At 32.0% G+C, this 24,139-nt stretch carries 17 protein-coding genes and 2 tRNA genes; 7 read left to right on the forward strand and 12 right to left on the reverse strand.

Translation table 11 applies throughout. The annotated features are described in order from the left end of the window. Nucleotides 1-13: 13 nt before the first annotated feature. The 7 genes from HNV10_RS08780 to mutS all read right to left on the reverse strand — a co-directional run bounded on the left by HNV10_RS08780 (nt 14) and on the right by mutS (nt 13,164). A complete protein-coding gene (locus HNV10_RS08780) occupies nt 14-2,119 on the reverse strand; it encodes a PKD domain-containing protein (protein ID WP_173300961.1) in 2,106 nt (701 codons plus the stop codon). A 12-nt stretch (nt 2,120-2,131) separates the two neighbouring features. After that, a complete protein-coding gene (locus HNV10_RS08785; RefSeq protein WP_173300962.1) occupies nt 2,132-3,631 on the reverse strand; it encodes a RagB/SusD family nutrient uptake outer membrane protein in 1,500 nt (499 codons plus the stop codon). A gap of 18 nt (nt 3,632-3,649) precedes the next feature. Next, the gene (locus HNV10_RS08790) at nt 3,650-6,799 is read right to left on the reverse strand and encodes a SusC/RagA family TonB-linked outer membrane protein (RefSeq protein ID WP_173300963.1); all 3,150 of its coding nucleotides are present in this window, start codon (nt 6,797-6,799) and stop codon (nt 3,650-3,652) included. A 248-nt stretch (nt 6,800-7,047) separates the two neighbouring features. After that, entirely contained in the window at nt 7,048-9,852 is a 2,805-nt protein-coding gene (locus HNV10_RS08795; RefSeq protein WP_194241029.1) for a triple tyrosine motif-containing protein, read from the reverse strand. Between the two features lie 402 nt (nt 9,853-10,254). After that, nucleotides 10,255-10,338, reverse strand: a tRNA-Leu gene (locus tag HNV10_RS08800). 46 nt (nt 10,339-10,384) lie between these two features. Then, nucleotides 10,385-10,456, reverse strand: a tRNA-Gly gene (locus HNV10_RS08805). Nucleotides 10,457-10,551: 95 nt separating this feature from the next. Beyond that, entirely contained in the window at nt 10,552-13,164 is a 2,613-nt protein-coding gene (gene mutS / locus HNV10_RS08810; protein WP_173300964.1) for a DNA mismatch repair protein MutS, read from the reverse strand. Nucleotides 13,165-13,297: 133 nt separating this feature from the next. Between mutS and HNV10_RS08815 the strand changes: the two genes are divergently transcribed. Both HNV10_RS08815 and HNV10_RS08820 read left to right on the forward strand, forming a co-directional pair. Continuing rightward, complete coding sequence (locus HNV10_RS08815; RefSeq protein ID WP_173300965.1) at nt 13,298-13,834, forward strand: RNA methyltransferase; 537 nt, start codon at nt 13,298-13,300, stop codon at nt 13,832-13,834. A gap of 106 nt (nt 13,835-13,940) precedes the next feature. Further along, nucleotides 13,941-14,597, forward strand: coding sequence for a class I SAM-dependent methyltransferase (locus HNV10_RS08820; RefSeq protein WP_173300966.1), 657 nt, complete (start codon nt 13,941-13,943; stop codon nt 14,595-14,597). A 20-nt stretch (nt 14,598-14,617) separates the two neighbouring features. On the opposite strand, the gene folK is transcribed toward HNV10_RS08820, so the two are convergent. Beyond that, on the reverse strand, nt 14,618-15,766 hold the full coding sequence (gene folK / locus HNV10_RS08825; protein ID WP_173300967.1) for a 2-amino-4-hydroxy-6-hydroxymethyldihydropteridine diphosphokinase: 1,149 nt from the start codon (nt 15,764-15,766) through the stop codon (nt 14,618-14,620). A 71-nt stretch (nt 15,767-15,837) separates the two neighbouring features. On the opposite strand from folK, the gene HNV10_RS08830 reads away from it, so the two are divergent. The 5 genes from HNV10_RS08830 to HNV10_RS08850 all read left to right on the forward strand — a co-directional run bounded on the left by HNV10_RS08830 (nt 15,838) and on the right by HNV10_RS08850 (nt 21,232). Further along, nucleotides 15,838-16,542: a queuosine precursor transporter gene (locus HNV10_RS08830; protein ID WP_173300968.1), complete on the forward strand. Its 705-nt coding sequence runs from the start codon at nt 15,838-15,840 to the stop codon at nt 16,540-16,542. Between the two features lie 109 nt (nt 16,543-16,651). Continuing rightward, nucleotides 16,652-19,312, forward strand: coding sequence for an AsmA-like C-terminal region-containing protein (locus HNV10_RS08835; RefSeq protein WP_173300969.1), 2,661 nt, complete (start codon nt 16,652-16,654; stop codon nt 19,310-19,312). 117 nt (nt 19,313-19,429) lie between these two features. After that, nucleotides 19,430-20,293 carry a sigma-70 family RNA polymerase sigma factor gene (locus HNV10_RS08840; RefSeq protein ID WP_173300970.1) on the forward strand — a complete coding sequence of 288 codons (864 nt, stop codon included), beginning with the start codon at nt 19,430-19,432 and terminating at the stop codon, nt 20,291-20,293. A 101-nt stretch (nt 20,294-20,394) separates the two neighbouring features. Then, nucleotides 20,395-20,589 carry a 30S ribosomal protein S21 gene (gene rpsU, locus HNV10_RS08845; protein WP_008269492.1) on the forward strand — a complete coding sequence of 65 codons (195 nt, stop codon included), beginning with the start codon at nt 20,395-20,397 and terminating at the stop codon, nt 20,587-20,589. A gap of 127 nt (nt 20,590-20,716) precedes the next feature. Further along, nucleotides 20,717-21,232: a gamma carbonic anhydrase family protein gene (locus HNV10_RS08850; protein WP_173300971.1), complete on the forward strand. Its 516-nt coding sequence runs from the start codon at nt 20,717-20,719 to the stop codon at nt 21,230-21,232. A gap of 3 nt (nt 21,233-21,235) precedes the next feature. Here the strand turns inward: HNV10_RS08850 and HNV10_RS08855 are convergent, their stop codons facing one another. From HNV10_RS08855 to HNV10_RS08870, 4 genes are all read right to left on the reverse strand, one after another. Further along, nucleotides 21,236-21,583, reverse strand: coding sequence for a GTPase (locus HNV10_RS08855; protein ID WP_173300972.1), 348 nt, complete (start codon nt 21,581-21,583; stop codon nt 21,236-21,238). A 33-nt stretch (nt 21,584-21,616) separates the two neighbouring features. After that, nucleotides 21,617-22,396: a glutamate racemase gene (gene murI / locus HNV10_RS08860; RefSeq protein WP_173300973.1), complete on the reverse strand. Its 780-nt coding sequence runs from the start codon at nt 22,394-22,396 to the stop codon at nt 21,617-21,619. Nucleotides 22,397-22,460: 64 nt separating this feature from the next. Further along, complete coding sequence (locus HNV10_RS08865) at nt 22,461-22,961, reverse strand: OmpH family outer membrane protein (RefSeq protein ID WP_173300974.1); 501 nt, start codon at nt 22,959-22,961, stop codon at nt 22,461-22,463. A gap of 50 nt (nt 22,962-23,011) precedes the next feature. Next, nucleotides 23,012-24,127 carry an OmpH family outer membrane protein gene (locus tag HNV10_RS08870; protein WP_241695479.1) on the reverse strand — a complete coding sequence of 372 codons (1,116 nt, stop codon included), beginning with the start codon at nt 24,125-24,127 and terminating at the stop codon, nt 23,012-23,014. Nucleotides 24,128-24,139: the final 12 nt, after the last annotated feature.

Genomic DNA, 24,139 nt, shown 5'->3' on the forward strand with positions numbered 1-24,139 from the left:
ATTTTTTCTTAAATTAAATTTTTACAAGTTTATATTGCCAAAATACACCTGAGCCTGCCTCAACCATTACATTAATAGTACTGCTATCAATAATAGTTATATCATATACTATAGACGCTGGCGCATCAGCAGGATCAGCCAGTTCACCTGTATTATTAGCTTTTGCCAAACCAATATATGCACCTACTCCATTAATTGTAAGTGTACCTGCATCCAAATCAAGATCATAGGTTGCAATTGCAGAACCATCATGAGGAGCTACTGGAGTTCCACATGAATCTCCTCCACCTTGCCAACCTTCTGTCCAAGTTTCAGCTCCTAAAACATTGCTAAAACTGCCATCCGAACCAAAAACATATTGATCATCATAATAACATGCTCTGTCACCAACACAAACATCATCACAACTCCACCATGTAATATCTCCTGGTGCTGGACCAACACCTAAGGCACCAGCTTCAGGCGCTAATTGCCAAGAACCAGCTAGTGGCGAAGATACACCACCTTCTTTTGTGAAATTAAATTGCCAGAATACTCCTGATCCTGCTTCAATATATACAGACATTTCTGTATCAAAGTTTGATAATGTAGCATTATAAGTTATTGATGCTGGTGCATCAGCTGGATTAGAAAGTTCTCCAGAATTATTTGCTTTTGGGATACCTAAAAATGCTCCTGTACCATTTAATGTAATTGTTCCAGCGCCTTCATCGTAAACAAATGTTGCAGCTCCTGAACCATCATGTGGTGCAACAGGAGTACCACAAGAATCACTTCCACCTTGCCAACCTTCAACCCAAGTATCTGCACCTAAAACATTACTAAAAGTACCATCTGCATTAAAAATATATTGGTCATCATAATAACAAGCTCTTTCTGTTACACAAGCGTCGTCACAATTCCACCATCCAATATCACCTACAGCTGGACCTACACCTAATGCTCCAGCAACTGAAGACAATTTCCATGTTCCAACAACACCGGTTGGTGTTCCAGAAGGCGCTTTCCAAAAATAAATGTTATCTACAAAAACGGTTCCTGCTGCCCAAGGTGTTCCTACTAATTTCATCTGAAAAATCTCTGAAACGGTTAATCCTTGATCCGTATAATCTGATACTGGAATCTCTATAGTTGTCCAACTATTAGGTGTTAATGCCTTCGTAATAGGTGCTTCTGTAACCGTACCTGATGCGTTATTGATAAGTGAAATTTCAATATCTGTTACCGCATCTGCTGTCCAGACATCTAAATGTAAAAATTCCATGGCCGAAACATCAACAGAAGTATTATCTGCTAATGCAATCCCTTGGTAGCTTAAGTTAATGTATTGTAACATTTCGTCACCACCTAAATCAAACAATGCCCAACCACTTCCTTGGCTAGCTTGTCCCCAATCTGGAAAATAATTTACATCTGGAACATCCGTATAAGAGCTACTAAAAATTGATATAACATCTGAGTCTGATCGAGAAGGTTGAACTGGAGCAGAAGTTAATGGTTGTAAAATAGCCGTAACTTCAAAGTCAACTTCTGTATAAGAAGTTGTTTCAATAGCTGCTCCCATTGCCGTAACCTCAATTGTGTAAAGTCCTGGCTCTTGGTAAATGTGCGAAACTGTCTCGTCAATATTGCCTGTTACTAGTTCGCTACCATCGCCAAAATCTACACTAAAACTTATAGCATTATCTGCTGAAGCTGTAACATTAACTTGTTTTGAGACTGCTTCATCATTCTCTATTGTCACCACTAAATTTTCTGGAGGATTGAAAGACACAACCAATTCTTTAGTGATTTCAGTTTCTAATCCTGTAGGACCAAAAGCAACAACTGTTACTGTATAGGTTCCTTCAGCGTATGTATGAGTTGTGTTCTCTCCTTGATTTATATCTGCAGGATCGACTGTATCATCACCATAATAGATATTAAATCCTATTGCTCCTTCAGCGGTTGGTGTTATTGTTACCAAACCAGTATTATCTTGTGTTACCTCAAATAATGCTAATACGTTAGTCGGAGCGACTGCTGTATCAACAAAATCTGTACTGCTCTCATCCTGCACACAACTATTAATTAGTAGTATTACAAGACATAAACTAAATATATATTTTACTGTTTTCATATAATTTTATTTTTAATATCCTTCGTTTTGAGATAAACCTGAAATTTCTATTTCTCTTTGAGGAATTGGAAAAAGACCTAATGTTGCTGAATTATAACCATAACTAGCTAAAACACTTGTTGCTTGCCCTGTTCTAACCAAATCGAAAAAACGATCACCTTCCATTGCTAATTCTAATCGTCTCTCATCCCATACTGCTTGTACAGTTGCAACCACTCTATGGTCTTGATCACCAAATGCTCTATCTCGTACCATATCTAAATATGTTTGGGCTGATGCTTGGTTAACTGAAGATGCTCTTAAGTTTGCTTCAGCTGCCATCAATAACACTTCTGAATAACGAATAGTACGTTGATTATTCTCATAATTTAATTCTACTTGGCCACTTGTTTCGCCTTTTCTAGGTAAGTATTTTTTGTTGTACAAACCTGTATTTTTATAAGGCGCTACTTGATAAGTAATATTTAAAGTTGGATTATCATTTGCATAAGCTTCAACATCAAAGGTTGTAGCTTCTTTTCTCTGATCACCATCTTCGTAAGCAGATGCCAAATCTTGTGTTGGTAAGTTAGTACTCCAACCTGCATTAAATGGCATATCAGCTGTTCCGCTAAATCCTCTTACACCACATTGTTGTACTGCATAATTTCCTTGACCTCTTGTCTGTCCTCCCCAATTATAATAAGGTTGTCCATTAGAATACTGAACTTCGTAAACAGATTCTGTACCATTTTCTCCCGATAGCAAAAAGATATTATCAAAATTTTCTACCAAACTGAATGGACCATTAACAACACTGTTAAGTACAGGTACCGCTTCATCAAACTTTTCTTGATACAAATACACTTTACCTAATAATGCTTGAGCCGCATATTTAGTAATTCTTCCTTTTTGAGATTGTGCTGTAGGCAATACACTAATCGCCTGAATTAAATCTGCTTCAATTTGAGCATAAACATCTTCTTTTGGAGATCTTTCAAAAGTTCCAAAATCTGCTATACCTAATTTATGGTCTGTAAACAAAACTACATCACCAAACATTTTTACCAAATTAAAATAATAAAAAGCTCTTAAAAAATGAACTTCGCCATAAAGAGCTTCTTTACCATCAAAATCAACAGTTTCACCTAAAAGATTTACCTCTTTATAATCTGTTAAATAGTTGGTTCTATTTACGCCTTCATAGGCTGATTTCCATAAATCTTCTAATGTACTATTGTTAGGTAATATAGTGTAATCATCCATTTGTTGTAATGCTATTACATCTGAAGCATTTTCACCACCTGCTACTGCATTGTCTGAAGCAATATCTCCTATAACAATTATTTGGTTTAACCATTGTGTTGGCGTATAACAACTCACAACCATAGTTTGATAATCTGACTCTGTTTGTAAATAATCAATCTCGGTAACTTCGTATTCATCATGTGGATCAAAATCAACCACATCTGAACAACCTAAAAAGATTGAAAGTATGATGATTAACCCAATACTATTTTTTATATTTTTCATACTATTTTATTTTAGATGTTAAAATTTTAGGTCTAACCCGATTAAAAATGTTCTTGCTTGAGGATAAGCACCTCTATCTATACCAGTATCTAAAGTACCTCCAGATATTTCAGGGTCGTAACCTGTATACTCTGTTAATGTTAACAAATTCTTAGCTTGAGCATATAGACGTACTTTACCGAAAACGGTATTATATTTTTCTGGCAACGTGTACCCTATTATTAAACTTTTAATTTTTATAAAACTACCATCTTCAACATATCTATCTGATGGTCGTATATTGCTGTTTGTATCTCCAAAAGTGTAACGCGGATTCTGAGCACTATTTGTTGTACCCTCACCAGTCCATCTATTTAAAATACTTCTATCTTTATTGGTGTATTGTGCATTACGTTCATAAGCTCTATATATATCATTTCCAACTGAAGCATAAGTAAACATACTTAAGTCGAAGTTTTTATATTCGAAACCTAAATTCCAACCAATTGTAAACGTTGGGAATGGGTCACCGATTTTTGTTTTGTCATCATCATCAATAACACCATCATTATTAGTATCTACAAAACGAATATCACCAGGTTGAGCGCCGTCTTGTGTTGCATGGGCATCTATTTCTGATTGATTTTGAAATAAACCATTTGTTTCATAACCATAAAAATAACCAGGAGTAAATCCTTTTTCAAAACGTGTCACATCATGAGCCTGACCATTAAAATAAGAACCTCCAGATACAAATGCAGTACCATCGCTATTTGTTTCCGTTACTTTATTCTTAGAAGTTGTAAACGTAACTGACGTATTAAATTTAAAATCTTTGGCTCCAGTATTTTTGTAACCTAAAGTTAAATCTACACCCTTACTTTCTGTACTACCAATATTAGATGTAACAGGTTCTGATGTACCTGCGTATAATGATGGCGCATCAGTAAACAATAAACCATCAACTGACTTATAAAAATAATCAGCAGTTAAAGAGAAATTATTATTTATAAAATTTGCATCAAAACCAATATTAAATTGTGTTTGTTCTTCCCAACTTAAGGTTGTGTTACTAAATGAATTTACAGTAGCACCTGATACAAATTCACTTCCAAAGGTATATCCATTACTATTTGCTGTAGAATTATAACTAGGTCCACCTACTGTTATACTAACATATTGAGGATCTACGTTTTCATTACCAACAGTACCATAACTACCTCTTATCTTTAAGAAGTTAATAGCATCTAATTTGAAAAAATCTTCATTACTAATTACCCAACCCAATGAACCAGCATAGAAGTTAGCGAATTTATTGTCTTCACCAAAGGCAATTGAACCATCTCGTCTTGCTGAAAAAGATGCTAAATATTTCCCTTCATAATCATAATTAATTCTACTAAAATAAGATACATTTCTTCTTTCTAAATTCTGGTAACTATAACCTGTATAAGCATCTGTATTTAACTCGGTATTAATTCCTGTTGCGGCACTAATATCTGCCCAAGCCCAAGAATTATCTCTAACATCTTGTCTAGTAGTACCAAACCCATATCCTGTAGATTTACTTCTAGATATACCTAAAACTACATCGAAATTATGCTGATCATTTATATTAAAACCATAACTAGCAAAAGTTTCAAACGTATAATTAAAATTTGATACCGTACTTTCTGTAACGCTATTATGAAATGAAGGAATAACACTTGTTGTACCATCTCCATTATCTACCTCTTGAGTTTTAACTGTTCCATCAGAATTATAATCACTAGATACATTATTAGGACCATAATACATTAATGGCGAAAAGCTTTTACCTACTTGATCCCATTTTGTATAACCAAAGCGAGAGGTAATTTTTAGATTGTCTAAAATATCATATTGTAACTCAAATTTACCGTACAATTTATCTCCGTTACTTTCATTATACGTTTGCTCTAATCTTTGAACAGGATTAAATATTTCTGACAGTAATAAATTACTATAGCCATAAGTAGCAAAGTCATTTGGATCGTCATTGTAAGGGGTAACCGTTGGATCAAAATTAATTGCATTACCTAGTATAGAGTTAAATGAATTCTCTGCAATACTTTTATTCTTAATATTTGCATAACTAGAGTTTAGTATAAATTTTAACTTTGATGTTAATTGAAAATCAATATTTGCCGTAAAATTCAATCTATTAAAATTTGATTTATCTTCTCCTCCAACAATACCTCCTTGGCTTAAATAACCAGTAGATAAAAAATAACCCACTTTTTCGGTACCACCTCTAGCTGAAAGTGTATAAGAAGTTACACTTGCATCCTTAAACACCTCATCTTGCCAATCCGTACCACGACCTAAGGTTGAAATGTCTGGAAATATAATATTTCCACCAGAAGCAACACTACCTTCATTAATTATAGCAGCATATTCCGTAGCATTAAGAAGTCCAATCTTTCTATCTACAGACTGAATACCAGTATAGGTATTAAATGAAAATTCTGTTTTTTCCTTGTTTCTACCACCTTTAGTAGTAACAACAATAACACCATTACCACCTTTAACACCATAAATTGCTGTAGAAGCTGCATCTTTTAAAATGTTAAGTGATTCTATATCTGCAGAATTTATAGAATTTAAATCATCTAAACTTTGAGGTACACCATCTATAATAACTACAGGATCTGTACCCGAGAAAGAAGGAATACCACGTACATTAACAGTTGGTTTACTACCCGGTGAACCACTTTGAATAACAGATACACCAGAAGCAGACCCTTGAAGTGCCTCTTCAACCCTGACAGGCTTTAACTTCTCAATTGATTCTGATTTTACGGTAGAGATAGCACCAGAAACATTGGTAACTTTTTGCGTACCATAACCAATTACAACAACTTCACTTAAAGATTCTGCATCTTCCACAAGTGAAATACTTAATGCATCATTGTTAACTATAGTAATTTCTTGGGTTACAAAACCAATATAAGAAATAACAACTACAGCGTTTAATGGCACATCTGTTAAAGTAAATTCGCCATCAAAATTTGTTGATGCACCTTTAGATGTGTTTTTAACAACTACATTTACGCCAGGTAAGGGTTGTCCTGAAGAGGCCTCAATAACCGTTCCTGTAACATCTACATTTTGCCCAAACACTGCCATTGATAAAACAAATGTAATGAGCGTTAAGAATTTTATTTTCATAATTTATTTAATTAGATACTGTAATATTAATTAAAAAGAATAATGAATTCTCAAAAAATAGCTATACAAAAAACATACAACGCAAAAAAAATCAATATAATTATCAAAAAACTACATATAATCCCTGTTTTTTATGGAATCCTCTAATTTAACGAACCCTTAACAATTGGCTTACATCTATCTGAAAATAATAGAAAAATAGGCTTTGTATGGGTAATGTTTGGGTGAATTTATTAACTGTATAGGTGTTATAGCTCTATTATGTAATTTGATAGGCTTTGGTGATGGTCTAATCCCAACTTTTTTCTTAAACGATAACGCTTAACCTCTACACTTTTATGAGAAATATTAAGTAAAGGAGCAATCTCTTTAGAAGATAAATTTAATCTTAAGTAAGCACATAGTCTTAAGTCATTAGTTGTAATAGCAGGATGAAGTGATTTAATACGCTTCATAAATTCTTTATCTACATTATTAAATGCTTTTTCAAACAATTCCCAATCACTGGTATTATTAATACTTGAGTTTATTGTTTTTATAACTTTGTTAACTTCCGTCAATGATTTACTTTTAGATAAATCGCTCTTAATGTTACTTAGTAGTTCATTTCGCTTTACTAGGTTCATAGTGGCCATTCCTAACTCCCTATTTTTATTTTCAATATCTAATTGTAAATTTTTATTTTTGAATTGAATTAACTGACGTTGACTTTCTAATTGCTCCAATTTCAATTGTCTTTCTTTCTTTTCAATAAGTTTACGCTGTTCTTTTTTGTAATGTTTTCTATTAAAATAATAAAGTATATAAATAAATAGCAAGGCAAAAACGAAATAAGATACTATTGCCAATGGTTTGAGATACCATGGTTTTTCAATTACAAATTTATAAGCTATTGTATTATCTGAAATTAAACCGCCTGTTTTTGCCCTAGCTTCAAATGTGTATTCTCCGTAAGGTAAATTTTCAAATAAAATTTCACCACTATAAGACCATTCACTCCAATTATTATAAATTCCTAATAACCTATATTGATATTTGGATCTTGCAAACTCGTCAAAGTTAGGCACACTATACTTAAATTGTATAGTATTATTTTTGTTTTCTAATTCAATAGATTCACTAGTATCAATAAAAACAAACTCATTTTGCAAAGAGGTGAACATTGCTTCATTTAAGTATAATTGATGCGCGTCTTTATTAAACTTATTTGTATGGATAACGAGATACCCTTCTGTATTCCCAATTAAATAAGTGTCCTTTTCTAAGTGCAATACATTTTCAAAACCAGATTTCGTTTTACGAATTGTATTTGGAATTTCTATAATATTCAATTGCAATTCCTTGCCCAGTTTCCCTGGTTCAATATAAATAATTTCGTTTTTTGTGAAACCCCAAAGATTATTTTGTTTTTCATCGTTAATTAATTTGCCAGAAATATATTTTTGTTCACTAAACAAATCACTTAAAAGACTATCTTTTTTAAAGGTATCAGAAATAGAATTGAAACGAAAAATGCCACCTTTAAAACTATAAAAAATAGAATCATTGAACGTTACTATACTAGATTTTATTCCTTTTTCTATACTTAGTTTTTCTTGATTTATCACTTTAGTATAAGAACTATCTAAACTTATTTTATAAACACCTTTATGCTCATGACTCACCAATATGGTATTTGCATTTAAAAACTCGAAATACCTAGAAGAAATATCAAATCCGTTAATCTTATTTCTTAATTTCCATTTATTATTTTGTTTTTCTAAAATATTTAGGCCTTTATAATTTCCCTGAAATAACAGGTTAGGTTTGCCGACTATTTTTTTTATATTCCATGTTCCAATTTCTGTTGAAATTTGCTCAGCGACATTATTTTTTATGATAAATGTACCTCTATCGTGACCACAAAAAAGACTGCCATCGATGTAATTTAAATACCACACTTGCCCTTGTGTGCCTTGTATAAATCTAAATTTCCCGTTACTATTCATTGGTTTAAAAAATAGACCTTGATTAGTTCCTAAGTACAAATTTTCATCAACTTTTTCTGCAGCATAAACTGTACCTATAACCCCTTGCTCATCCTTGTAAACCTTATAAGGCGATTTTAAATTTAAAACATTAACACCATTATCTAAACCTAACCAAACATTACCATCATTATCTTCTTTAATTGATAAGATTGTATTATTACTAAGTCCATTAGATTGGTCAATTCTTAGAATAACTTTCCCTGTACTACTTAATTGAATAACTCCGTTAGAAATAGTACCGAGAATAAAACTACCATCTTTTAATCTAACACTACTATAAACACTGACATTAGCTAGTAAATCGTCGGCTTCAATATCCCATTTTGTTACAACATTGTTTTTAAATTTATAAAAACCATTCTCCCTTGTTTGCAGAAGTAATCCTTTTTCAATCTCATAAATATTAATTAACTCAATGTTACGTATAATTTCAGATTGAATTATTAATTGTGCCTTACCATTTACAATTTCCATAATTCCACTTCCGAATTTCTGAAAAAATATGGATTCATTTATTTCATTCACTTTATTAATTCTTAAATCAGAATCAATAATCTCAAAACTATCTTTTGATGTATTATAAATATAAATACTCTCAAAAGACTTAAATAAAACATAACCTTCAGTTTCTATAATATCCCAAAAATCTTCATCTTCCTTTATTGAAAATTCTCTATTTTCAGTAAGTGACTTATAGACGAGTATATTGTATTGGTTCTTTGTCCAATAGCCAAATTCCATATAACCACCAGTATAAATCCTATCTCCAACAACTTTAACCGACCTTAAGATACCATCATTTGGAGAATTATATAATTTCCAAGAAGCTCCATTATATTCTAATAAACCTTTATTATTTGCTATATAGATAAAATTATTTTCTCCTTGACTTATAGACCAGTTTTGATCTTCAGCACCATAATCTTGAGGTGTAAAAATTTGAATGGGTGGGAAAGCCTGAGAATGAGAAACAAGCGAAAAAACAATAAGAATCGTGTAGAGAAAGTATTTTATATAAATCATTGTTACTAAATTCCTGAAAGTCTATTTCATTTTAATTTATTTTTGAATAAAAATAAATTAAACCAAATGTTAAGGTACTAATATAGGTAAATAATAAGTTACAACCATTTCTGTATAGTACAAAAGCGTAGTTGTATAGTTTATCCCAGAACAATTATCCAATTTGCACAAGAGAATTCTACCCCTCTTCTCCTTTCCCTATATACTTTATGGTTAATAGAAGAATTAGCATTATAGAACTGTATAAAATCACAGTTGTAAATAATTTAATAACAATAATCACAGATTAAAATAAAGGTTTTAATAATTCTATTTCTGATTGGAGAGAATCTTAAAAAAAGTAATTCAATTTTTTTTTAAAACCAAAAAAGCCGAAAACTTTCGTTTTCGGCTTTTCATCTGTACTGAAGACGGGACTTGAACCCGTACGTCCTAATGGACATTGGATTTTAAGTCCAACGTGTCTACCAATTCCACCACTTCAGCATCTTGATTACAGACTGTAATCAAATTGGTATATTATATAAAATAGAGCGAAAGATGGGATTTGAACCCACGACCTCCACCTTGGCAAGGTGATGCTCTACCCCTGAGCTACTTTCGCAGTTTTTAAAGAACTCTTTCGCTTTGAAAGCGGATGCAAATTTATAATATTTCTTAGAATTTCAAAGCCTTTTTTAAAAATAAATTAAAATAATTTTAAGCCTGCTTTTTCTTTAGTAACATTCGCTTAATTTCATTGAGTTTCATTAAAGCTTCTACAGGTGTTAATGTATCAATATCTGTATGTAATATTTCATCTTTAATCTCCACTAAAAGAGGGTCATCGAGATTAAAAAAGCTTAATTGTAAATCATCTTTAATACTTTTAACTTTATCTGTAAGCTCTTCGCTAGAATGTGACTTCTCTAATTTAGATAAAATTTTGTTTGCACGTCTAATTACTTGCTGAGGCATTCCTGCCATTTTTGCAACATGAATCCCAAAACTATGCTCACTTCCTCCTTCAACTAGCTTTCTAACAAAAAGCACGTTATCTTTTAATTCCTTTACAGCAACATTAAAGTTTTTAATACGACCAAAAGTTTCAGTCATTTCATTTAACTCATGGTAATGTGTAGCAAATAATGTTTTTGGCTTAGATGGATGCTCGTGTAAATACTCACTAATTGCCCAAGCAATAGAAATACCATCATAAGTACTCGTTCCTCTTCCTATTTCATCTAACAGCACTAAACTTCTATCTGATATATTATTAAGAATTGAAGCTGTTTCATTCATCTCTACCATAAAGGTAGATTCTCCCATCGAAATGTTATCACTTGCTCCTACTCTAGTAAAAATCTTATCCACTAAACCAATTCTAGCTTCACCTGCAGGCACAAAACTTCCAATCTGTGCTAGTAATACAATTAAAGCCGTTTGCCTTAAAATTGCCGACTTACCAGACATGTTTGGTCCAGTAATCATTATTATTTGCTGCGATTCTCTGTCTAGAAACAAATCGTTAGCAATATAAGGTTCTCCTATTGGTAATTGCTTTTCAATGACTGGATGACGACCATCTTTAATCTCTAAATCAAAACTATCATCAATTTGTGGATAGCTATATTTATTCACTTTTGCCAAACTTGCAAAACCACATAAACAATCTAATTGCCCAATGAGTTGTGCATTTTGTTGCACCGAAATAATAAACTGATGCATCCATTGCACTAATTCTGCAAATAATTGTTGCTCAATAATAGAAATTCGCTCTTCAGCTCCTAAAATTTTCGATTCGTATTCTTTAAGTTCTTCAGTAATGTATCGCTCAGCATTTACGAGTGTTTGCTTTCTAATCCATTCTTCCGGAACCTTATCCTTATGAGAGTTTCTAACTTCAATATAATAGCCAAAAACATTGTTTGACGCTATTTTTAACGATGTGATACCAGTTCGTTCACTTTCGCGCTTCAACATATTATCTAAATAGGTTTTTCCAGATTGAGATAAACCTCTTAATTCATCTAATTCTTCAGAAAAACCTGCCGCAATGGTGCTGCCTTTTAAAATATTTACTGGTGCATCTTCATTCAAAGTTTCCTTTATTTTATCACGTAGCAAATCACAGCGATGTAAATTATCACCCAAAACTTTTAACGCTTCGTTATCGCAAGTTTCAGCAACTGACTTAATAGGAACAATAGCTTCTAATGAGTTTTTAAGCTGAATTACTTCACGAGGACTCACCTTAGTTGTAGCAATTTTTGAAATGAGACGTTCTATGTCTCCAATATGTTTTATTTGTCCTTGAATATCTTGAAGCACAGCTTCATTCTCTAACAAATACTTCACCACTTCGTGACGTTGTTTTATTTTCTCAGCATGTTTTAGAGGTAATGCCAACCAACGTTTAAGCATACGCCCTCCCATTGCAGAAATCGTTTTATCAATCACGTTGATTAACGTTACTGCGTTTGCGTTAGTAGAGTTATACAACTCTAAATTTCGAATGGTGAATTTATCCATCCACACATAATCATCCGTTGCAATTCTAGAAATTGTAGCAATATGCTCTAACTTATTATGACGTGTTTCCCCTAAATAATGCAGAACAACTCCAGAAGCTATAATGCCTTCGTATAAATCTTCAATTCCAAAACCTTTTAATGTTTTAGTGTTGAAATGTTTCGTTAAAGTTTCATTGGCATAATCGGCTTGAAATACCCAATCTTCCAAATAAAACGTATGAAAATCATTTCCGAAAGCTTCTGAAAACACTTTTCGGCTTTGCTTTGAAATTAAAACTTCACTTGGTTTAAAATTCTGAAGTAATTTATCGATATACTCAACATTTCCTTGGGAGGTTAAAAACTCGCCTGTTGAAATATCTAAAAACGCCACTCCAATACGTTGCTTGTCAAAATAAACAGCTGCTAAAAAGTTATTAGATTTTGAATGTAAAATATCATCATTAAACGCCACTCCAGGTGTTACCAATTCTGTAACACCACGTTTTACAATAGTTTTAGTCTGTTTTGGGTCTTCTAACTGGTCGCAAATTGCAACACGCTCACCTGCTCTTACCAATTTTGGCAAATAGGTATTTAAAGAATGATGCGGAAAACCAGCCAATTCTGTTTCACTTTCGCTGCCTGCGCCACGCTTGGTTAAAATAATATCTAGAATTTTAGATGCCTTTACAGCATCGCTACCAAAGGTTTCGTAAAAATCACCAACTCGGAATAATAATAAGGCATCAGGATATTTAACCTTGATGGCATTATACTGCTTCATTAATGGTGTTACTTTTTTTGCGGATTTTGCCAATGGTAATCTGGTATTAAGTTATATTTTTGCTTAGACTATTTTCAGAATTGCAAGTTTGCTAAATTACTTATATTTTAAGGTCTATTGAAACCGAAGAACCAGAAGTTATTTACAAAAAAGTCAAGATTTCAACATGAGAAAACTAAAAAACGAAGAATTAGACCGATTAGAAATTTCAGAATTTAAAAAAGCTGAAAAAACGCCTATTATTATAATTCTAGACAACATTAGAAGCTTAAACAATATTGGTTCTGTTTTTAGAACGAGTGATGCCTTTTTAATTGAAAAAATTTATCTCTGTGGTATCACAGCGCAGCCACCACATAACGATATTAGAAAAACCGCCTTAGGAAGTACAGAAACCGTCGATTGGGAATATGCAGAAAACACCTTAGACGTTGTTGAAAAGCTTAAAGCAGAAGACGTAAACATTTGCTCAATTGAACAAGCCGAAAACGCAACCATGCTCAATGATTTTAAACCTCAATCCAACAAAAAATATGCTTTTGTTTTTGGTAACGAAGTTAAAGGTGTTGACCAAAAAGTAGTTGACGCAAGTGATGTAGTAATCGAAATTCCGCAATATGGAACTAAGCATTCCTTGAATATTTCGGTTAGCTGTGGTGTGGTGATTTGGGATGTGTTTAGTAAGATGAAAAAGCCCATCTAAATCTTCCCAACGGGAAGACTTTTACTCAGTACTGTCATTCCTACGAAGGCATAAATCCATATCAATAAGAATAACTAGATTCCTGCCTGCTCAGGAATGACAAATCATGAAAAAGAAAATAAAGAAACCTTGGCCTACAAAAGATGCGATGCAGCAAATCTATGACATGCATCTTTGGGGCGGAAAAGACTTTGACTTTTACTCAGGTGATGGTTCTCATAACATTAAAATTGTTGAACCTTACCTACATAGTGTTTCTACGTTTTTAAAAACACATAACAATTCTCTTACTGTTTGCGATTTAGGTTGTGGTGATTTCAATATTGGAAAACAACTCGCTAAACATACCAAAAACTATATTGCAATTGATATCGTTGAAAATCTCATTGAAAGAAACAAAACATTATTTAAAGATAAAAACTTAGAGTTTCAGTGTTTAGATATTGTAGAAGATGAATTACCAAAAGCAGATTGTATTGTTCTAAGACAGGTTTTACAACACTTATCTAATACTGAAATCTTAAAAGTGGTTGAAAAACTAACGAATTATAAATATGTTATTCTAACTGAACATTTACCTGTTGGTAATTTTGAACCAAATAAAGATATTATTTCTGGTCAAGGGATTAGAATCAAAAAAAATAGTGGTGTTAACTTATTGGAAGCGCCTTTTAATCTAAAAATTGAAGAACAGAAAATTTTGAATGAAACTATTCTGGAAGACCATATAGGTATAATCGTCACAACTATTTATACTTTATAAACATCTATTTCAGAATACTCTTACTGCTTACTGCCAACTGAAGCATCATTTATCTCACTCAACAACCATAAATAATCAGCACGATTCTTAACAAAATCTTTTTCTGAAACATCAATAATCTTAACATTCATTTCTGGCTGGCTTTTTAAGAATTCAAGATAACCAGAATTGATTTTATCTAAATAATCGTCTTTTATATCCTTTTCGTAATTACGTCCTCGCTTTTTAATATTAGCTTGTAAACGTTCAGTATTTTGATATAAGTAAACGTACAAATCTGGCTTTGCAATATCCTTATAAACTTGGTAGAACAGTTTACGGTACAAACGAAATTCATCTTCTGGCAAGGTTACCTTAGAGAATACGAGCGACTTATTTACATCATAATCACTAACCATAAAATCTTTAAACAAATCTAATTGCGATAAATCGTCACTAATTTGTTGATAACGGTCTGCTAAAAAAGACATTTCTAAAGTAAACGCATAGCGTTCTGGCTCTTTGTAGAATTTTGGTAAAAACGGATTATCTGCAAATCGCTCTAATATCAATTTAGCATTAAAATCGCTAGAAATCTTATTAGACAAACTTGTTTTCCCTGCACCAATGTTGCCTTCTATGGCGATGTAATTATAGTTATTAAACGTGTACGATTTCTTAGGATTTTTCAACCAAATATTAACGTGCTCAATTACAGAACTATCATTACATTCCGCCAATAAGGTTTCAATAGATTTATTTAAAATAGGATGTTTAAAGTCTTTTGCAACATCCAAAAGCGGTTGCAAAACAAATTTGCGATTTTGAAGCTGTGGATGTGGAAGAATCAAGGTTTTCTCTTCGATAATTTCGTCTTCAAAAAACAAAATATCTAAATCTATTTCGCGAGACTCATAACCTTTACTTGTTTTTGATTTCCTACCTAATTCAACCTCAATAGCCTGTAGTTCTTTGAGAACTTTTTTAGGTTTAAATTCTGTTACAACACTAATACAAGCGTTATAAAAATCATCGCCTTCAAATCCAAAAGCTGGTGTTTTATAAACTTTAGAAATCTTTTTTACAGCACCTATATGTACAAAAATAGCATCAATAGCAGATTGCAAATACTGCAACTTGTTGCCTTTGTTACTTCCTAATGCTATGTGAATTGTTTTAGTCGGTTTCATCGAAGTAACAAAATAACTAAAACAATTTTTATAACTTTACCTTTACTTAAACTATTTATTAACCATTTTCAATGTCACTAAAAGACAAGCTATTAGCACAACGTATTTACCTCTTACTTGGTGGCCTTTTTATAACCTCTCTAGTAGTTTCAAATTTAATCTTTCAAAAATTCTTTTATTGGCATCCTTTCGATGTAGAGATTTTTGGTTCAAAATTATTTGAAATCTCTGTTGGTATTTTACCTTATCCTATTACGTTTCTTATTACAGATTTAATTAGTGAGATTTATGGTAAAAAACGTGCTAACGATATTGTGGTTGTTGGTATTTTTGCATCGCTATTTTCGCTTTTAATTATCTATATAGCTTCAAATGCACCAGCTACAGATTGGTCTTATGTAGACAATACAATGTTTAATACCGTTTTTGGTAATACGTCTTTAGCCGTTTTTGCTAGTATGCTAACGTATTTATTTGCTCAGTTTGTAGATATTCAAATTTACCATTTCTGGAAACGATTAACCAACGGCAAACATTTGTGGCTGAGGAATAATTTTTCTACTTGGTTTTCTCAATTTGTTGACACTTTTACTATTGTCACGTTACTTTGTAGTTTCGGAATTATAGATTGGGCCAATTTTAAAGGCTTACTAATTAGTGGCTTTTTATTTAAAGTTATAGTTGCCTTGTTAGATACACCATTTTTATACTTAGGCGTGTTTTTATTTAGAAAACGTTTCAAACTAAAAGTAAATGAGGAAATAAATTTACTATAACGATTAAACAAAACATTAAAATCTTCTTAAACTTGACAACAATAGCAACTTTTATGCTGAATTTTGCGTATATATAAAGACGCTGTTTTAAAAAACACAAAAAGACCTTATGAAGAAATTTTTAAAAATTATTGGAATCGTTTTACTCATATTTATTGCGATTCTTATAGCTATACCTTTTGCTTTAGAATCTAAAATCGATACGATTGTTCAGAATTATGCAGATGAAAATTTAAATGCCAAATTATCCTTCGATGACATCAATTTAAGCCTTATCAGTAGCTTTCCGAAAGCAGAAGTTAGCGTTGAAAATTTAAAAATTACCAATCGTGCACCTTTTGAAGGTGAAACTTTAGCAACAGCAAAATCGTTGTCTTTTGAAATGGGAATGACACAATTATTAAAAGGAACTGAAGACCCATTAGAAATTAACGAAATTATCGCAGACGAGCTTCTTTTGGTTATTAAAACCAATAAAACTGGTGCTGTAAACTATGATATAGTAAAAGAAAGTGAAACAGATGCTGCACCTACAGAAACAGAAAGTTCTGGCGGTTTTAGTTTTGACATTGACAACTACGAGCTTAATAATAGTGCGTTTACTTATATTGACGACACTTCTAATTTAACTTTCTATTTAACAGAAATCAACCATAAAGGAACAGGAATTTTCTCTGGTGGAAAATCTGAATTAGACACCAACACAGAGGCAAATGTGACATTTGCTATGGATAGTACTGAATATTTAAGCAACAACAGTATTAAATTAGATGCGCTAATCGATTTAGACCTAGAGCAACAGAAATATACCTTCAAAGAAAACAAAGCCTACATCAATGCATTGCCTTTAGAGTTTGATGGATATGTGCAATTGGTTGATGCTGGCCAGCAAATTGATATCACTTTTAAGAATCCAGAAGCTTCGTTTAAAGATTTCTTAGCCGTAATACCAAAGGCTTACGCAAAAGATATTGCAAATGTAAATACTACCGGAAATTTTACAGTTAACGGAATTATTAAAGGTTTGGTTTCAGAGGAAACGATTCCAACTTTAGACATCAATTTAAATTCAAGTAATGCATCTTTTAAATATCCTGACCTTCCAAAGAGCGTTAGAAATATTACAATTGATGCTTCTGTAAAAAACACAACAGGAAACGTTGACGATACTTTTGTAAATATTGATAAACTTAATTTTCAGATTGATGAAGATGTTTTTAAGTCTGAAATTCATGTTAAAAACCTAACTAAAAATCAGCAAATTGATGCTAAATTAGATGGCGTTTTAAATTTAGCAAACATCACAAAAGCGTATCCAGTAGAATTAGAAAATGAGTTGAGTGGTATTTTAAAAGGAAACATCAATACGTCTTTTGATATGAATGCGATTGAAACAAATGCTTACCAACGCATCAAAAATGTTGGTAATGTTTCTATTTCAGATTTTATATTCTCTTCTGAAGATATTGTAAACCCTATTCAAATAAACAAAGCCGATTTAGCCTTTAAGCCAGGAACGGTAAGTTTGAACAGTTTTGATGCTTTAACAGGAAAAAGTGATTTTTCAGCCACAGGAACTATTAATAATTTATTAGGTTTTCTATTAAGCGACAAAAAACTTGAAGGTAATTTTAATGTAAATTCTAACACGTTTGCGATTTCAGATTTTATGTCTGAAGACGAAACAGCTACAGAATCATCTAATAAAACGACTTCAGAATCAGAATCACTTAAAATTCCAGATTTTTTAGATTGTACTATAACAGCCAACGCAAAAACCGTTATTTATGATAATCTCAACTTAAAGAATGTAAAAGGTCAATTATTAATAAAAGACCAAAATGCAAATCTAAAAAATATGACCACAGATATTTTTAATGGTCAATTAGGAATTTCTGGTAATGTCTCTACTAAAGCAGCCAAACCAGCTTTTGACATGAGTTTAGCGATGCAAAACTTCGATATTTCGCAATCATTTAAAGATTTAGATATGTTGAAGGCCTTAGCGCCAATTGCAAAAGTGCTTCAAGGAAAATTAAACTCTACAATAGATGTTAGCGGATTTTTAGACGAGAGTTTTTCACCAGATTTAAGTTCAATTTCTGGTAGTGCAATCGCTGATATTTTAACTAATAATATAGATGCTGCAAATAGCCCGTTGCTTTCTAGCTTAGATAGTAAATTAGATTTTATAGATTTTAGCAAACTAGATTTAAAAGACCTTAAAACAAAATTAAGCTTTGAGAATGGACAAGTTTCTGTAAAACCATTTACTGTTAACTATAAAGACATACCAATTGTAGTGTCTGGATCGCATAGTTTTTCTAACACAATGAATTATACTGCGGTTCTGCAAGTACCAGCTAAATATTTGGGTAGTGATGTAAATCGCTTAATCGGAAAGATTAATGATAATGAAGTAAATAAATTGACTGTACCTGTTACAGCAAATATTGGTGGCACTTTTACAAGTCCTAATATACAAACAGATTTAACGTCTGGTGTTTCAAACTTGACAAAGCAATTAATTGAAATTGAAAAACAAAAATTAATTAACACAGGAAAAGATAAAGTTACTGATTTAATTGGAGGACTTTTGGGAGGAAACACAAACACGACTAAAACAGATTCTACAACCACTGAAGCAAATACAACAAAGCAAACGACGGAAGACAAAGTTAAAGAAGATGTTGGTAATATATTGGGAGGTCTTTTAGGAGGAAAGAAAAAAAGCACTACCGAAAAATCAAAAGATTCAACAAAAAACTAGTCACCCAGTTAGAAAAAACAGTCTTTTTTCAATATTTATTGTTAATAATTACATAATAGTTTGGAATTCTAAATTATTAGAGTATATTGAAGGTTCACTAAATTTTAAACAGGATATATGAGGCAATTAAAAATCACCAAGCAAGTTACCAACAGAGAAGATAAATCTTTAGATAAATATTTACAAGATATAAGTAAGATTCCGTTGATTACTGCAGATGAAGAAGTTGAGCTAGCACAGCTCATAAGAAAAGGTGATCAGGCAGCATTAGATAAATTAACAACGGCTAATTTAAGGTTTGTTGTTTCCGTTGCAAAACAATACCAAAATCAAGGGTTAAAATTACCAGATTTAATTAATGAAGGTAATGCAGGTTTGGTAAAAGCAGCAAAACGTTTTGATGAAACTAGAGGTTTTAAGTTCATTTCTTACGCAGTATGGTGGATTAGGCAAGCTATTTTACAAGCTTTGGCAGAACAATCTCGTATTGTACGTTTACCATTAAATAAAATTGGTACTATTAATAAGATTAATAAAGCGTTTTCTCATTTAGAACAAATAAACCAAAGACCTCCAAATGCAGATGAAATTGCTCGCGAACTAGATATTAGTGAACGTGAAGTAAAACAATCTATGAAAAATTCTGGTCGTCATCTTTCAATGGATGCACCATTAAAGGATGGAGAAACGTTTAGTCTTTACGACGTTGTAAGTTCTGGTGAATCACCAAGACCTGACAAAGCGTTAATGAAAGAATCTTTAAATACAGAAGTTGAACGTGCGCTAGAAACACTTACTCAAAAAGAAAGTGATGTTATTCGTTTAAACTTTGGCATAGGTGACCAACCACCAATGACACTCGAAGAAATAGGTAGTATTTACGACTTAACAAGAGAACGAGTAAGACAAATTAGAGAAAAAGGAATCAGAAGATTAAGACACGCTAGCAAGAGTAAAATCCTAAAAACGTATCTAGGATAAAAAATAAATTTCTAAAACCTTTAATTAATTTTTTATTTTCAAATAGTTAGCATATATTTGCCGACCATTTGCAAGAATTAGTTAACAAAAATATATCGATAATGATTAAAATCGAAATCAAAGAAGGAGAAAATATAGAACGTGCACTTAAGCGTTATAAGCGTAAACACAGAAATGTGCAAATTATGCAAAACCTTAGAGAATCTCGTTATTTCACTAAGCCTTCTGTTAAGAGAAGAAGAGAAATTCAGAAAGCTGAATACATTCAAGGTCTAAGAGATGCTGAAAACGTATAATTTTTCTCAATTATAAAATAAAAATAAAAGAGTAGCATTTGTGCTGCTCTTTTTTTATGCAAAAAATCTACAAATCTAATATTAAAGGATCTCTTTACGAGATTCCTTTTCCTTAAAAGAATTAATTATGCCAGTAATAAAAACTGTAAGAGGTAAACAACCGCAAATACCAGAAGATTGTTTTATTGCAGAGAATGCAACAATTGTTGGAGAAGTATCCTTAGGAAAACAATGTAGTATTTGGTTTAATGCTGTATTAAGAGGCGATGTTCATTTTATTAAAATAGGTAATAAAGTTAATATTCAAGATGGTGCTGTTATCCATGCTACTTATCAAAAATCACCAACAACAATTGGAAACAATGTATCTATAGGACATAATGCTCTTGTGCATGGTTGTACTATAAAAGATAATGTTCTTGTTGGTATGGGAAGTATTATTATGGACGACTGTATTGTAGAAAGCAATAGTATTATTGCAGCTGGCGCTGTAGTAACAAAAAATACAATTGTAGAATCTGGAAGTATTTATGCTGGTGTGCCAGCTAAAAAAGTGAAAGACATTAGTAAAGAACTTATTTCAGGCGAAATTGACCGTATTGCAAACAACTATATAAAGTATTCAAGCTGGTTTAAAGAATAGAAATTAGATACCAGAATTTATTCTTTTAATTAACACTTCTATACTTGATATTTCATTTATAACTTCAGCAATTAAAACTGTTGAAAGCGTATTGTTTTCTTGTTTTAGAATGATTGGATATATTAAATTTTTTAAAGAAAATTTAGCTTCAAACTCATCTTTGTGGTAAAACTCAATTTCAAAATTGGTTTTATTTCTAAAGTTTTTCCATATTTTGTTTTCAGAAAACACGTTGTGAGTTAATGTGCATAAGCTACATTGGTATGTAGAAGGACTTAGGAGTTTATGTCCTGCATCTAATAACGTATTTAACTTACCAGAATTAGCATTGTAAACAAAAAGTAATTTCATACTAAGTTAGTATGATTTAAAACTAAAACCTTACTAAAAAACTAAATAAGAGGTATCAAACTTATAATCTAAAATTGAATCTAAAATAACGACTTCACCGTTTGAATATAACTTTATAGTTGGCTCACATATATCTTCATTTAACAAAGAATGAGATGTTAAAATAGACTTTGTTTGTTTTGCTACTGCTAAGCCAGAATCTATAATCTTAACCTCAACAGGAAGCATTTTTGACAGCATTGGAATTAGGTATGGATAATGTGTACAACCCAACACTAAATAATCTATATTTTGTTCTAACATAGGTTTTAAATAGACTTCTAAAAGCGATTGCATTTCTTTAGAATTAACTTTACCTGCTTCTATAAGGGGAACAATACCTTCGCCTACTTGCTCTATTACTTTTATACCAGAAGCATATAGATCTGTAGTTTTATGAAAAAGCTGACTACTTAAAGTTCCTTTTGTTGCCAATATACCAATAGCTTTTGTTTGTGTATTTAAAGCAGCTGGTTTAATTGCAGGTTCAATGCCAATAAAAGGTATCGTATAATTTTCCCTTAGGTAATCAATAGCATTTGTTGTAGCGGTATTACATGCCACAACTATAATTTTACAACCCTTGTTTATGAGAAATTCGGTATTTTTTATACTGAGTTGAATAATTTCAGCATTTGATTTATTGCCATAAGGAGCATTTTTACTGTCTGCTAAATAAATACAATTTTCTTTAGGTAGGAGCGCATGGATTTCTTGGAAGATAGATGTACCTCCAATACCAGAATCGAAAATGCCAATAGGACTTTTGCTCATTTGTACAAAAATAAAAAGTCGCTTAATAATAAGCGACTTTCTAATTGTTTATTTTTACTTAGGATTACATTCCTAATTGCTTTTTTACATCTGCCATAAGGTTTTTACCATCTGCAACGATAAGCATTGCTTCATCTACTACATATTCAAATCCTTGAGCCTTTGCAACAGCCTTAATTGCGTTATCAGCTTTCTCAACAATTGGCTTTAAAAGGTTAAATTCTTTTTCTTGCAATTGCTTTTGAGCTTGTTGTTGGTATTGACCTAAGCTTTGCTTCATACCTTCAACTTCTTGCATACGTGCTATGTTTTCTTCTTCAGTTTTAGATTCTGCTTCAGCATTATATTGCTTATACTTTGCATCTAATTCTTTGTAAGAACCTTGAATTTCTGCTTCGTATGTTTTACTCAACTTTTCTATTTCCGCCTGTGCAACAGCATACTCTGGCATTGCTTTAATCAATTCTTGCTTATTAATATGAGCAATTTTACCTTGAGCCGAAGTAAAACCCGTAGCTCCAATAAAAAGTACCGCTGCAAATAAAAGTGTTTTTAAATTTTTCATTTTTTTCTAATTTGTATTTGTGTGTTATAAATTACTAGTTGTTTTTGTTTTTACTCATTCTTCTTTGCTTTCGCTATAGAATCATTCTTTCTTACTTGTTTTTCACGTTCTTCACGTGCTTTTTTACGTTGCTCAATAATTTTATTTTTTCTATCCTCTAATGCCTTTTGGCGCGCTTCTCTTTCTTTTAATTTTTGTAAACGCTTTGCTTCTGCTATCTCAGCCGCTGTTTTAGGTTTTTTAATAGCTGTTGTGTCTTTTACAACTACTCCTTTTGCTTTTGTGCTATCTGTTTTAACTATAGCAGTTTTTGCGTTATTTGTTGAGTCTACAACAATTGACTTAGTCGTTTCTGTTGATTCAGAAGCTTTATTTCTTGAATCAACTGACTTTTTACGACGCGCTTCTGCTTCTAATCGTTTCGCTTCTCGCAATTCCTCCTGAGCTATTCTTCTTTCTTCAATAGCTTTTTCACGTTCTGCTCTTTTTGCCGCTAATTGCGCCTCGCGCTCTGCCTTGCGATCTTCTAATGCTTTTTGGCGATCATCTTTTGCTTCACTTACAACAGGCACAACCTCTTCTTCCTCTAACTCTTTACGCTCCTTTTTGTTTTTTACTTGAGAGCGCTTAGATGTTCTTGTTATGGTTCTTAAAACCTGTTCACTTATATCATAGCGTTCAGCAGAATAAAGCATCACAACATCGGCCGATTTATCAAAAACAAAATCATATTTTTTTGTTTCTGCGATTTCTTGTACCGCTGCAAATATCTGATCTTGGATTGGCTCAATTAATTGACGCTTTTGTATCATTAAATCACCATTAGGTCCAAATCGCTTTTGCTGGTAGTCTAAAACCTCTGCTTCTTCAAAGGAAATATCTTCAAAACGCTCATCATACAATTCTTTAGTTAAAAGAACACTTTCATTGTCGAGTTCTTTCTTTTTTTGCTCAATTGCATTTAGTTTAGTTTCTATTTCGGATTTCCAATTTTGAACCTTTTTATCGAGTTGTGTAGAGGCCTCTTGATATTCTGGTACATTTTGTAAAATATACTCTGTATCAATATATCCAATCCTAACACCTCGTTGTGCATTTGCACTAAAGCTCAATAACCCTATTATTAATAAAAAAAGAACTTTGAATTTCATCATTTTTGTTTTCATGTTTTGAGACAT

It is taken from the genome of Winogradskyella litoriviva (assembly GCF_013249065.1).
GTDB lineage: Bacteria > Bacteroidota > Bacteroidia > Flavobacteriales > Flavobacteriaceae > Winogradskyella > Winogradskyella litoriviva.